The 13140-nt window shown below is 56.4% G+C and carries 10 protein-coding genes; 3 read left to right on the top strand and 7 right to left on the bottom strand.

Annotated elements, in window-relative coordinates; all coding sequences use genetic code 11:
* Positions 1 to 189 precede the first annotated feature (189 nt).
* The 4 genes from HS103_03380 to HS103_03365 all read right to left on the bottom strand — a co-directional run bounded on the left by HS103_03380 (position 190) and on the right by HS103_03365 (position 5674).
* On the bottom strand, positions 190 to 2226 hold the full coding sequence (locus HS103_03380; protein MBE7511843.1) for a (Fe-S)-binding protein: 2037 nt from the start codon (positions 2224 to 2226) through the stop codon (positions 190 to 192).
* Positions 2227 to 2327: 101 nt separating this feature from the next.
* Entirely contained in the window at positions 2328 to 3149 is an 822-nt protein-coding gene (locus HS103_03375) for a lycopene cyclase domain-containing protein (protein MBE7511842.1), read from the bottom strand.
* 69 nt (positions 3150 to 3218) lie between these two features.
* Positions 3219 to 4193, bottom strand: a complete 975-nt coding sequence (locus HS103_03370) for a squalene/phytoene synthase family protein (GenBank protein ID MBE7511841.1) — start codon at positions 4191 to 4193, stop codon at positions 3219 to 3221.
* Positions 4190 to 5674 (bottom strand): phytoene desaturase, encoded by a 1485-nt coding sequence (locus tag HS103_03365; protein MBE7511840.1) that lies wholly within the window; start codon positions 5672 to 5674, stop codon positions 4190 to 4192. The genes HS103_03370 and HS103_03365 overlap by 4 nt, the downstream gene beginning before the upstream one ends.
* 343 nt (positions 5675 to 6017) lie before the next feature.
* Here HS103_03365 and HS103_03360 point away from each other — a divergent pair, with 343 nt between their 5' ends.
* Both HS103_03360 and neuC read left to right on the top strand, forming a co-directional pair.
* On the top strand, positions 6018 to 7022 hold the full coding sequence (locus HS103_03360; GenBank protein MBE7511839.1) for an N-acetylneuraminate synthase family protein: 1005 nt from the start codon (positions 6018 to 6020) through the stop codon (positions 7020 to 7022).
* Complete coding sequence (gene neuC / locus HS103_03355; GenBank protein MBE7511838.1) at positions 7019 to 8197, top strand: UDP-N-acetylglucosamine 2-epimerase (hydrolyzing); 1179 nt, start codon at positions 7019 to 7021, stop codon at positions 8195 to 8197. Before HS103_03360 ends, neuC begins: the two co-directional genes overlap by 4 nt.
* A 23-nt stretch (positions 8198 to 8220) precedes the next feature.
* Here neuC and HS103_03350 read toward each other — a convergent pair whose 3' ends face one another.
* Entirely contained in the window at positions 8221 to 9753 is a 1533-nt protein-coding gene (locus HS103_03350; protein MBE7511837.1) for an HD domain-containing protein, read from the bottom strand.
* Between the two features lie 105 nt (positions 9754 to 9858).
* Between HS103_03350 and HS103_03345 the strand changes: the two genes are divergently transcribed.
* The gene (locus HS103_03345; protein ID MBE7511836.1) at positions 9859 to 10935 is read left to right on the top strand and encodes a hypothetical protein; all 1077 of its coding nucleotides are present in this window, start codon (positions 9859 to 9861) and stop codon (positions 10933 to 10935) included.
* Positions 10936 to 11409: 474 nt separating this feature from the next.
* Here HS103_03345 and HS103_03340 read toward each other — a convergent pair whose 3' ends face one another.
* Together HS103_03340 and HS103_03335 are read right to left on the bottom strand one after the other, a co-directional pair.
* Positions 11410 to 12732, bottom strand: a complete 1323-nt coding sequence (locus HS103_03340; GenBank protein ID MBE7511835.1) for a hypothetical protein — start codon at positions 12730 to 12732, stop codon at positions 11410 to 11412.
* Between the two features lie 58 nt (positions 12733 to 12790).
* A complete protein-coding gene (locus HS103_03335; GenBank protein MBE7511834.1) occupies positions 12791 to 13099 on the bottom strand; it encodes a hypothetical protein in 309 nt (102 codons plus the stop codon).
* Positions 13100 to 13140 lie beyond the last annotated feature (41 nt).

Below are 13140 nucleotides of genomic sequence, written 5' to 3'. Positions count from 1 at the left end.
TTTGCGCCCATCACCGCCCGTCAGCCTCCGCCGCTAAAGCAGCGGACTGAAAGCAGCCACCCCTTCGGGACTTGAAAACCCTAATCTCCACCCCGTAAACACAGAGAGAATCCCTCCCCCTTTCCCTGTGTACGGAGAAAGGGGGTAGGGGGGGATAGGGGTTCTTTAGAAATTATTGTGGTAAGGTACTTAATTCTTCGGGGCGCCAGGTTCCAGGCGTTCCCAAATCAGTTCAACAACATCCTTCACTTCTGGTCCATCGGTGATTTCACCCTTCGCATCGCTGAACATACGCATACAGAAGGGGCATCCCACAGCCACTATCGCTGCTCCTGTCTCTTTCGCCTCTGTATAGCGCGTCAGGTTCACGCGGGCATCACCGTGTTCTTCTTCTTTCCAAAACTGCGCCCCTCCCGCCCCACAGCAGAACGATTTCTTGCCATGTCGGGGCATCTCGGTGAGTGCCACGCCTAAGCCTTTTTCTAGAACGCTGCGCGGCGCATCGACAATATCATTTTGCCGTCCCAAGTAGCATGGATCATGGAAGGTCACGTTGGATTGGCGGTTGGGATGGGCGCTGGCGGGAAGTCTCCCTTTCGTGATCAATTCCTCAATCAATTCGGTGCTGTGGATTACCGTGTAGTTTCCGCCGAATTGATGGTATTCCTTGCCGATGTTATGGAGACAATGTGGACACATCGTGACGATGCGTTTTTCCGCCATCCCAATGCCATTGAGCGTCTCCACATTCGTTTCCGCCATCGCCTGATAAAGGTCTTCCCGTCCGGCGCGGCGGGCGGTATCCCCCGTACAGGCTTCCTGATCGCCCAACACGGCGAAATTCACCCCCGCCAAACGCATCAATTGGACGAACGAGCGGGCGGTTTGTTGGGCGCGGGGTTCAAAGGCGGCGGCACACCCCACCCAGTAGAGAATCTCAAAATTGGGGTTGTCGTCGGTTGTTGGTACATCCAAGCCCTCTGCCCACTTCAGGCGGCTTTCGTTCAACTGCCAGGGGTTGCCCTGACGCTCCATCCCATTAAAAGCGTTCTTGAGATCCCCTGGGAAGGATGCCTGCACCATTGCCAAATCACGCCGAATGTCCAGGATATCGAGCATGGGTTCGTTGCCCACCGGGCAAATATCGACGCACGCCCCGCACGAGGTACACGCCCAGACTGCCGATTCGCTAATGGCAAAGCCGACCAGTGGGTCTTTTGATTCCGCCCCACCGGCAAACGCCGCCATTTGCTCTTTGATCATGAAGCGCTTGTTGATCTCCAACGCCGAAGGGGAGAGTTCTTTGCCGGTGGTGTAGGCGGGGCAGACATCTTGACAGCGGTTGCACATGATGCAGGCAAAGGCATCGACCAGCCCCGTTTGGGAAAGGTGTTCCAAGCGTGCCGCGCCAAACTGCTCTTTTGTCTCGTCGTCAAGGTCTTCCTTCTCCATCTCCCCAAGCGAAGTGCGCTGTGGGCGGGTGAGGAAGTTGAGCGGCGCCATGAACAGATGCGCATGTTTCGTATAGGGGAAATAGGGCAGAAAGGCAACAATCAAGCCGAGCGCCGACCACCAAAAGAAGTGATCAAAGAATTTCAGCACATCGGGATTTGTCCCCCATATCCCGCTGAGCGCTGTGGCAAAAGGCTGCGGTCCGACCCCAATCCCATGAGCCATTTGCACCGATTGCCCCAAGAAGCGCGACCCTACATGAAGCAGGATAAACCCGCCAACAATGAGCGAATCCCGCCGGATACCGCCCGCTTTCACATTTGGATGGAGCAACACATTTTCCCGAAAGGTGAGTTGTTTTTCCTTAAAGACAAAGCGGCGCAACAAAAAGTAAATAACGCCAAGCAAGACAACAACGCTCAATAAATCGCCAATCAGACGATACCCTCCGGCAAGCAGCCCGCCTGTGCCGAGGAATTTGAAATCGGGCAAAAAGCCTTCCAGCGCATCGCCAACATTGACGAGGAAGTAGAAGGTGAAGCCCCACACAACACCGAGATGGATCAAGCTGACGAGGGGGCGGGCGCGGAGTGTCGTCCGTTGGGAAAGGTAGACGTTTAGCGCCTCAAGCGTCCGTGACGGCAGCTTGGCAAGGTTCAGCGTGCCTTCCCCCCGCCTAACAACTTTGTACATCTGCCAAAAGCCCCGCGCCGACAACCCGAGCGCGGCAATGACCAGCGCCACAAATAAGAGTTTTTCAAGGACAGAAAGCATGTTTATAAACCCCTGTTCTTTGGGCATGGTTGCCCGCGTGAATGCCCAATGTAACGCACGTTTCAGAAATTATCAAATGATCATTTGAATTCAATCTAAGCTCACCCGCTGCCTCCCAACCAACGGCGGATTAGTGTGCGAATTGCCCGCCCATAACGGATCGAACGCTCTTTGCTCTGGCTATCCAGCATGAGCACTGCCCCACTGGTGATCAAAATGTTCGTCACAAAGAAAAATAAAAATTCCTCTAATGGGAGTTTCCGAAAAAGGTGAACGCCCACCGTCTTTTCCGGGCTGATTGTCCAATTCCCGTTGGCGATTGCCAAGCGATCTGCGAGGGCAAGGTAGAGTGTCGCAGGGAGGATCGCCCCGGTGACCAACCCCCGCCGCCGCCAGAGAATATCACCGCCAAACGCCCATTGGAGTAAGAGGGGGGGCAGCGCCCATGAGAGCAAAAGAGTGAGGTAGGTTGTCCGTTTGACACCGCTGATCATCAGCAGGGTGGAGAGCAGCCAGGCGATGCCGCCAACCAGCAAGCCGTGCCGGCGGATTGCCATGCCCTGTTCGCCTCCACTTGGAGGGATGGTGGAGGGAAGGTAGCGCCCCACCGTCCCTAACCAAGCGCCGGTCAAAAGCGGTTGGAGGATGAAAAAGGTGTATTCTTCAAGCGGCACATAGCCGATCACTTTGCCCGTGACCCGTGCCTTGTCGTACCACCAGACCTTTGTTGCCACAAGGTAATTGTCCCAGGGGGTGGTGTACAGCAGCGCAATTGCGGCATGGAGTCCGAGGACATCCCACAGCGGGAAGCCGCGCAGCCCATTGGGCAAAGCACGCCCGCCCCTTTTATCGAGCAGCTCCCAAAGGCGCAGCAGAAGGGTTGGGGCAACAATATAGCGAGCCAGAAAGCCGAAATAGGTCACAACGAGTTCCCAATTGCTAGATTCAGTTGACATTTTGGTTCAGAAGGGTTCAGCCCCCACCACCGCTGCTCATGGGAGGTGCGGGGCTTGAAGCCGCCGCATCCGCCACCAAATAGCGGGGATGCGCCGCATTTTTTCCGACAAACTAAGCCGCGCCCGTTCGGTGAATACATTGCAGCCGTTTCGTTCGATCACATCCAATATGCCCCTATAGAGATGAGCCGCTGCGCCAATGGCAAAGCGCCCCTCACGGTTCAAAAAGGCGATTCCCGCCTGTGCCTCAGCGTAAAGCTGGCGGGTGCGGGCAATCTGATAGGTCATGAACGAACGCCAAGCTAGAGTGACCCGCCCGGTTTGGCTGCTGAGGGCAATCTCCCCTTCGCTAATCCCAAAACGGGCGAGATCGTCCTTCGGCAGGTATAACCGTCCACGTCCCCAATCTTCGCCAACATCGCGCAAGATATTCGTCAGTTGGAGGGCGACGCCCAATTTCACCGCATAGGGGATCGTCGCTTCACCAGCAAAGCCAATGATATGCATTGCCATGAGTCCAACCGTAGAGGCAACGCCATAGGCATAATCGGCAAGGTCAGCAAAGGTTGTGTAGCGCGTCTGGGTTAAGTCGCGGGCGACCCCTTCAATCAGTTGGAGGGCATAGCCTGTTGGGATGTGAAAGTGCGCTTGTGTATCTCCCCACGCCAACGCCACAAGCCCCTGCGGTTCATCGCCCGTTGGGTGCGGCGCGGTAAGGACACCCCGCCACGACTCAAGGGCGGCGCGGGCGGTCAGCCCCTCTGATTCATCGACCAGATTATCCGTAACACGGCAGAAGGCATACAAAGCGCGGACAGCGCGGCGCTTTCTGGGCGGCAGAAACCCAGAGGCGAGGTAAAACGTCCGGCTGTAGGCGGCTGTCATTCGTTCACAATGATGGTATGCCCGCTGCAAAAGCGCGTCATCGGCGTGGGATACCGGACGGGGCAAACTGGCAGCCGCATCCCACGCCCGCCGCAGAAGGGATTGTTCCCATGCTTGGGTCGTCACGCCCGCACCTCACTGCCAATCAAATTCGCTGCGATGATCGCTGAGGATAACACACCGGGCAGCCCTGCGCCGGGGTGTGTCCCCGCCCCAACAAAATAGAGGTTTTCTACGTCCTCTGAGCGGTTGTGGGGGCGAAACCACGCCGATTGCAGCAAAATAGGCTGGATGGAAAATGCCGCGCCGAGGTAACTGTTCAAGGTGGTTTCAAAATGGCGCGGATCGATCCAGTGTTCAGCAGCGAGATTCTCGGTCAGATTGGGTAGATAGTGTTTTTCTAAAAAGCCCATGATCGCATCCCGATAAGGCTTCGCGGCGTGCGCCCAATCGATCCCCGACCCTAAATGGGGGACGGGGGCAAGGACGTAAAATGCCTCGTGTCCGGGTGGGGCAATGCTTGGATCGGTCAGGGTGGGCATGTGCAGATAGAGCGAGAAATCATCCGCCAACACTTTTTCCTTAAAAATATCGCTCAACAGTCCCTTGTAGCGTTTCCCCAAAAGGATGTTATGGTGGGCTAACCCGTGATCGCGGTAAAGGCGTTTTGTCCCAAAGTAAATGACGAACAAGGACATGCTGTACTTGTAGTTTTTCACGCGGCGATCGGTGTATTTGCGGCGGTGTTCGGGGGCGATCAGGGTGAGGTAGGTAGAGGCAACATCGGCATTGGAGACGACAACATCCGCCGCCATCTCTCGCCCATCCGCCAAGCGGACGCCCACCGCCCGCCCGTTTTTGATCGTGATCTGCTGAACGGGCGCGTTCAGGTGAACTGTCCCGCCCAGTTCGGCAAACAAGCGCCCCATCGCGGCGACCAATGCGCCCGTCCCTCCTAGCGCGTAATGAATCCCCCATTCGCGCTCCAAGTAATGGATCATCGCGTAGATGGAGGGTGCATCAAAGGGGTTGCCGCCAATCAAGAGGGGGTGGAAGGAAAAGACACGGCGCAGAAAGTCATTCTTCACATACTGCGAGACATAACCGTAAACGCTTTTGTAACTTTGCATTCGGATCAGGTCGGGGGCAACCCTCACCATATCGGTGAATTTCAAGAAAGGTTTATCCGCTAGTTCGAGAAACCCCTTTTGGAAAATTGCCTTTGTTGTCCCCATGAAGCGTTGATAGCCGTCTCGATCTGCGGGATTCCACTTGGCAATTTGGTCGAGGATGAAGAACTCATCTCCATTGTAATCAAAGCTGCGCCGGTGGTGATCAAAAATCCGGTAGTAGGGATCGCAAGGGACGAACTGGACGTAATCTTCGCGCCGCCGCCCCGCCGCCGCCCACAGATCATCAAACATGAAGGGGGCGGTGATCACGGTGGGACCACCGTCAAATTGGAAACCATTCATGCTGTAGACATAGGCACGCCCGCCGAGCTTGTCGCGCCCTTCGAGGATGGTCACCTCATGCCCCTGCGCGGCAAGGCGGATCGCCGCCGCAAGCCCTCCAAAACCGCTCCCAATGACGAGGATTCGCCCCATGTGTGGTTGTTTTCCGTCTGGCTGATGATCGATGTCCTTCTTAGTTTTACGCGGATTGGGCGGGAATAGCAATTACATAGAGCCTGATCCCGCCGCTAAAGCAGCGGGCTGAAAGTAGCCACCCCTTCGGGGCTTAGAAGGCAAAAGACGGCGTTCGCTTTTCCCCTTCTCTCGCAAGGAAAAAAGGGTTAGAGGGATGAGGGCTGGCGGGCACCCCAGGGGACGTCCCTATGGGGTGATGGACTAGGGCAGATTGACTGCACCGTTGAGTCGTCTTTCGGCTTTCGCTATAATGATCATGAATGAATGGCTGTTCCCTTTCAGCAAGGATTTTCCCTTCTTCATGACCCACCCCTGCTTGATCATTGCCGAAATTGGTTCTGTTCATGATGGCAGCCTCGGCAACGCGAAAAAACTGATTGAAGCCGCCGCCCAAAGCGGGGCAGGTGTCGTCAAATTTCAGACACATATTGCAGAGGCAGAAACCCTCCGTGATGCGCCGATGCCCCCTTATTTCAAGGGCGAGCCGCGCTATGAGTATTTCCAACGGACGGGCTTTAGCCGCGAAAAATGGCTAGAGCTGAAGGCACACTGCGAAGCACATGGCGTTGAATTTATGTCCTCGCCGTTCTCCATTGCCGCTGTTGAACTGCTAGACTCCATCGGGATGAAGCGCTACAAAATCCCCTCTGGCGAGGTGACGAATATCCCCATGTTGGAGGTGATCGCCCAGACGGGAAAACCGGTTATCCTCTCCTCTGGGATGAGCAGTTGGGCAGAGTTGGATGAGGCTGTGGCGACGATCACCCGTCACCACACCGATCTGGCAATCCTCCAATGCACCTCTGAGTACCCCTGCCCCTATGAGGAGGTGGGGCTGAACATCATGGCAGAGATGAAAACGCGCTACGGTGTTCCTGTCGGCTTATCCGACCATACCCTGACGCCCTACGCGCCGCTGGCGGCGGTGTGTGTGGGGGCGACAATCATCGAAAAACACTTTACCTTCAGCCGTCTGATGTATGGCAGCGATGCGAAAAACTCGCTAGAGCCAGCCGAATTCGCGGACATGGTGCGCGGTATTCGGGCGGTAGAAATCATGCTGAACACCCGCCTTGACAAAGACCTTGTGGCGGCGGGCAAAGGCGAGATGAAAGCGATTTTTGAGAAAAGCATTGTCAGCCTCATCACCATCCCCGCCGGGGCGACGATTACTGCCGAGATGGTGGCAGTCAAAAAGCCCGGTACGGGAATTCCTGCCCGCCGCCTCCCAGAAATCATCGGCAAACGCGCCCGCATCGCTATCCCATCCGACACCTTGATCAAAGAAGACGATCTTATCCCATGACAGCCAGCACTAGGACACCCACGAAACGGACGATTTGCGTCGTCGTCGGCTCACGCGCTAACTACAGCAGCATCAAATCAGCAATGCGGGCAGTTCAAGCGCACCCTGACCTCATCCTTCGGGTCGTTGTGGGGGCGTCGGCGCTTTTGGATCGCTATGGGGCAGTGGTCAAACTGATCGAAGCCGATGGTTTTCCCATTGATGCCCGCGTTCACATGCTGGTGGAAGGCGAGACACCCGGCACAATGGCGAAATCGACGGGATTGGGGCTGCTGGAACTCCCCACCATTTTTGAGTCCTTGCAGCCGGATATTGTCCTGACCGTCGGGGATCGCTTTGAGACGATGGCGACGACCCTTGCCGCAGCATACATGAATATTCCACTGGCGCATACCATGGGCGGGGAAGTTTCCGGCACGATTGATGAAAGCATTCGCCACGCCGTGACGAAATTTGCCCACATTCACTTTCCCGCCTGCACCGATGCGCGGGATCGGATCATCAAGCTAGGCGAACGCCCCGACGATGTGTACCTTGTAGGCTGCCCTCGGATTGACCTTGTAGCAGAGGTTTTGACGAACGATGCCAACGGGCTGGGTCCTGATCTGTTCGCGCAAGGGGTGGGCGGCGTCTTTGACCTGAATCAGCCCTTTTTGCTGCTCTCACAGCACCCTGTGACGACGGAATATGGCGAGGGTGAACGGCAGATCACCGAATCGCTCATGGCAATTCACAAGTTGGGTATACCGACCATCGCCTTGTGGCCCAACGCCGATGCTGGCTCAGAGGATGTGGCGCGTGGGATTCGCAAATTCCGCGAACATTACGACGATTCCAAGATTCATTTCTTCAAGAATCTCCCCACCGATGCCTACATTGCCCTTATGCGGCGGACGGCGTGCCTGATCGGGAATTCCAGCAGCGCGATTCGGGAAGGGGCGTTCATCGGCACGCCGGCGGTCAACATTGGATCGCGCCAGACGATGCGCCAACGCGGGAAAAACATCATCGACGTGGACGCCAACCGCACGGCTCTGATCGAGGCGATTCAAGCGCAAGTGTCACATGGGCGCTACCCTAGCGAGCCAATCTATGGCGATGGACACGCCGGAGAACGGATTGCCGATGTGCTTGCCACCTGTACATGGCAGATTCAGAAGTTGATCACATATTAAAATGGTTCAGCGCATGGCTGCCCTTAGCTCCCTTCCAAGAGGATGCGGGCAAGGGCAAGCGCCTCCTCTGCCGTGTGGATCGTCCCCACCGCTTGTTCTTCCAACAGAAGGGTCAAGAGTCGTCCAATCTGAGGGCTTGGCGTTAGCCCTAGTGTGTTCATGAGATCTGTTCCGCTCACTAGGGGAGGTGGGGCAATACGCTGATCGTAGTGGTTGACATAGGCATCCAAAAGGGCTTCAATCACTTGCAAGCGCCCTAGCCAGGTGTGTACATTCAGGGCTGCCCCCACCTTTCCCAGATAGTCCGCTTGGGCAAGCAGACAAATATCCACTCCCCCAAGATCGCCCGTCGCCCGCCAATAGCGGTGAATCAGGCGCGGCGTTAGCGCATCACCCTCCTGTGCAGCAGCTTCCACCAGATCGCTTATAAGATTGTGGCGGGCAACCACCCCCACAAGGCGCTCGCTTTCCTCGTTGCTGAGACGCAGGGCTTCGGCGTGGGCGCGGGCGATCTCGGCACTTGCCGCCTCGTGACCGAAAAAACGCGGATCGCCGTCCGCATCCACACTGCGCACGGAGGGCTTGCCGGAATCATGCAGCAGCGCCGCCAAGATGAGCAGCGCCCGCACACTTCGTCCATTGGGGAAAAGATGGGCAAGGTGGGTTTGGAGGGCGCGGCGATAGCGGTCTAGGCTGTAGACAATCATCCCCAACGCAGAGTCGGCGGCGGTATCGTCCGTGCGTTCGGGGCTGATCACCGTCAACACACCGTCCAAGCGCTCCACCACAGCGTAGGTGTGCGCCAAGAGATCATAGATGTGCGCCTTCCGCTGCGCCAGTCCGCGCATTGCGTCCACCTCGGGGATGATCAAGGATAGCAACCCAAGCATATCCAGCGTCCGCAGCGCTACATGGGGGCGTACCCCCCCAAGTATCGCCATAAACTCATCGCGCACCCGCTCTGGAGAAGTTTGGCGAAACAACGCTCCTTCGCGTTTAATAGCGGCGAGGGTATCTGGGGTCATCAGCAATTTGAAGGCGACGCTCTGACGGACTGCCCGCAGCGCCCGAATCGGGTCATCAGAAATGGCGCTTGGGGCGCACAGGCGCAGACGGCGGGCGGTGAGATCAGCGATCCCGCCGAGGGGGTCGAGGAAAGGCTGCGGTTCGGCGTCAATCTCGCTGAGGGCAATGCCAATCGCGTTTAGGGTGAAATCGCGGCGGCTCAGATCATCAGCAAGGGAGTCCCCGCGCTGGCTGGCGACATCAACATTATAGCGTTCGCCTTCATACTCGATGATTGCCCGCCCCACACCTCGTGTTGGGTCAAGGCGGTAGAACGATCCCTGAAAGGCATTGGCAATCCGCCGCGCCCAGGGCTGACCATCCCCCGCTACGGCGAAATCAAGGTCTTTTGCCGGACGGCGCAGCAGGGCATCGCGTACCGCGCCACCGACAAGGAAAAGCCGCTTGGCATCCGTCCCTAGCGCCTCCTGAAGGGCGTTGAGGACGGGCGAAAAGGGGACATGGTAAGGAAGGATGGTTGGGGTGATCATGATCTCTAGTTTAACACCTCCAACACACATCACCCTTGCGGGGATATGGTATAGTTTTTCTGGGCAAGGGACATCCGTTCCAAAATTGGAAAGCGCGAGGGCATTGTGTACAGCTACCGTAACCCGAAAGAGCCGAATCGTCGTCAGACGCTGGATTACCGTTTTCAATTGGTGCGTGATGTGTTGACGAACCTCCATCGCGGCGAGTGTGTTGGCGTTGTGGGCGTAGGAAGCTGCGGAAAGTCTCGCCTGCTGCTGCACATGACCCGCCCAGAGACGATGGAATACCACCTCGGACGGGAGGCTTACGATCACTTCATCGCCCTTGTCGAATGCAATTCATGGCTTGACCAAACCTCATGGGGCGCTTATGAGGGGATCGCCCGTGCGCTGGATGATCTGGTGCGCAATGCCAACCACCCTCGCCTTTCCGCCTTCCAGAACGACCTTGCTCCCATGTATGACCTTGTGACGAAAGAGCGCGATCTCGCCTTCCGTCACCTCATGACGGGGATCACCTACCTTCTTGAGGCGTACCCCTTCAAATTGACCTTATGTTTTGATGAATTCGACTTTGTGTTTCAAAATTACGATGCGCAATTGTTCCGTAACCTGCGGGCGCTGCGTAACAAGAGCAAATACCAACTGACCTATCTGGTCGCCACGCGCCGCCAAATGCCCTACCAACGTCACATAGATCGCCAAGAGGAAGTGGAAGAATTCTACGAACTCTTTACCTCAAACACCTATGCCATCGGTCCCTATGACGCCAAAGACGCCCAAGAGATGGTCTTGGATTTGGAGCAGCGCTACGACTACAAGTTGAAGAAAATCACCCGTGATATGCTGATTGATGTGACGGGCGGGCATTCGGGGATGATCGGCGCGGCGTTCAAAGTCCTTGTTGATTCCCCACAACCGCCCACAACCCCTGAGCAAATGGGGCAGTTAGTCGTTCGCAATGCGTCGCTGTGGAAAGAATGTGAAAAGATTTGGGATTCCCTGCGGGAAGGTGAACACGACGCGCTGAAACGGCTGGTGAGCGGGCAGCGCCCCACCCGTGAGGATGTTGTCCCCTTACAAGAACTGAAGGCAAAGGGCTTGGTCAAGACGATTGGGGAGCGGGGGACGATGCTTGCCTTCAGCCCGATTATGCAGGAATTTGCCCGCAATAAAGCCTAAGTACAAAAAAATCTTTTGGCGTGAGGAAAGTAGAAATCTCTGGGCAGCGACGCCTTTTAAGCCCCAAAGGGTCGGCTGCTTTCAACCCCCACTTTAGCGGCGGGAGCAGTGGGATTACACTATCAACACAATCTACAGCATATTTCAAGGAGATTGACCCCTTAGTGGTTGACAGCCCCCCTTATCACGACATACTTACCGATGGGCTAGGCGATGATGATCTAAGGCGTAAACGAACGACGCTTGCCCTTCTTGTAAGAAGGCTGGTTGCAGCCCAACCAGTGAGGGTACGGCAATAATAACCAGTAGTGCGGATTCCCCGTTTTCGTGGGAGTCCTCATCCCCCTAGCCCCCTTCTCCCATTGGGAGGAGGGGGGTTTCGCTTTTTGAGGGGGCTTCCCCCTCAGACTGTCCCTTTGGATACGTACAAAGCAACCAGGGTCAAGGGCGTAACCCCTATACCTTTCCTATCCATCAGGGCTGCCGTTTGTAGCCCATTTTCTCGGCGTAGGCTTTCACCGCCGCATAGACTGGGCGCGGCGTAAAATCGGGGTCTACCATGCGGAAGTAATACCAACTCTGGTTTTTCTCGCTTTCGTCGGGGCGTTTGAAATACCAATAACAAATCACCCCCGTCCATTTCCATTCCTCGCGAACGCGCTGATAGGCATCAACCACATACTGCGCCCCTTGCTCGTCGGTCACCTGCCCATAGACATAGCGCCCGACCATATCCGGCGCAGTTTCGGCATCGGGGACGGGATTCCACGCCATTTCCCCGATCCAGATGGGCTTCTCACCATCGCCATTGGCAATCATCACATCGCGCAGCCACATCGGATAGTTAAAGTTGATTGTGGTGATGCGCACGCGCCTATCGGTGGGTCCGCTGAACAAGCCGTAGCCTTGCCCGCCAAGAATATCAAAGCAGGGCTTTGCTCCGGCGTCATACATTCGCTGAAGGAAGATGTTCGGGTTCAGGTTGTAGCCGCTAATATCCACCGTTGGCGCTAACGCTCCGGTGATCACGACGATCTCTGGATCAATCGCTTTAAGTGCCTGATACGTTCGGCACAGCATCTCCGTATAGCGCTCTGGGCTAACCGGCTGCCCACCCCATTCGATCTCCAAATTTGGCTCATTCCAAACTTGCACATGGCGAATACGCCCTTTGTAGCGGGTGATCACTGCTGCCGCGTAATTGACGTAATCTTGAAGGTCTTCCGGCGGGGCAAATGTCCCCTTCACGCCCTCTGGCTGACTCCATGCCGGAGGCGTCCCCAAGCGAGCGATGATCTTCACCCCGTATTCGTTGGCAAGGTCAACAATTGTGTCGTATTTTAGCCATGCGTCTACTGGATCGGGCGTCCCGTCGCCGTTCATGTCGTTGCGACGATCCATAAAGTCGCCGCGCCCGTGAATTTCAATGTCTTGCCAGGTGAACTTTTGGCGCATCCAGCCGATTCCCGCCTCAGCAATCATGATCATCTGCCGTTCGCGCTTTGCCAGTTCCGGCTCAAGCTCAAGAAAGGTGTTCACGCCCAACGGGTTTTCGACGGGGTAGTTGGTGGCGATCTCATCGGCGGTGTTCGGCAGGCGGCGGGTGACGTTGCCGAGATAGGCAAGGTAAGCGTAAAGTTGTGGAAAGGGGTCTACTTCGCCGGTGAGGCTGTACAGGTAGCGCCACAAGGCGCCCCGCCCGCGCAAATCGAAAACGGCAAAGACACCGCCAAGAAAGAGGACAGCGGCGAGGATAGCGAACAGGCGGCGGCGGGGACGTAGAAGCAAGGTGGTCAAATGAGGTGGTATCCTTAGAAATAGTCCGGCTCAACACGGGCGATAAAGTCTATCCAATCTACCGCAATCGCCAGTTTTCGCCCATCATCCCCGCCATGCACCTCGGCAGGAACAGCCCATTCATCGTAGCGTAGGGGCGACCCCGTGTGGTCGCCCGCACCATCCCCCCCGTAGGGACGTCCCCTGGGTCGCCCACGCCCGCCCGACGGTAATCCATCGGGCTATGGGTAAACCACCCCACCCTAAAGGGCTTGTCCGGTAAGGAAAAGAAGGCAGCGTCTATGGACAATCCAAGCCAACAACAAAAGCATTGAACAATGGATATGACTACCTTCTTCACCGAATTATAGGTGTAGACGTTACGCACAGACCTTCACCCCCTAACCCCCTCTCCCGCTAAGCGGGAGA

It is taken from the genome of Anaerolineales bacterium, from assembly GCA_015075625.1.
Classification (GTDB): domain Bacteria; phylum Chloroflexota; class Anaerolineae; order Aggregatilineales; family UBA2796; genus UBA2796.
Note: the sequence above shows the minus strand (reverse complement) of the source record. Positions and strands in the feature narration are given on the sequence as shown.

Excerpts from the sequence above, each read along its gene's own strand:
- HS103_03380 (MBE7511843.1), bottom strand. The coding sequence starts at position 2,226 with ATGCTTTCTGTCCTTGAAAAACTCTTATTTGTGGCGCTGGTCATTGCC.
- HS103_03365 (MBE7511840.1), bottom strand. The coding sequence starts at position 5,674 with ATGGGGCGAATCCTCGTCATTGGGAGCGGTTTTGGAGGGCTTGCGGCG.
- HS103_03360 (MBE7511839.1), top strand. The coding sequence starts at position 6,018 with ATGACCCACCCCTGCTTGATCATTGCCGAAATTGGTTCTGTTCATGAT.
- neuC (MBE7511838.1), top strand. The coding sequence starts at position 7,019 with ATGACAGCCAGCACTAGGACACCCACGAAACGGACGATTTGCGTCGTC.
- HS103_03350 (MBE7511837.1), bottom strand. The coding sequence starts at position 9,753 with ATGATCACCCCAACCATCCTTCCTTACCATGTCCCCTTTTCGCCCGTC.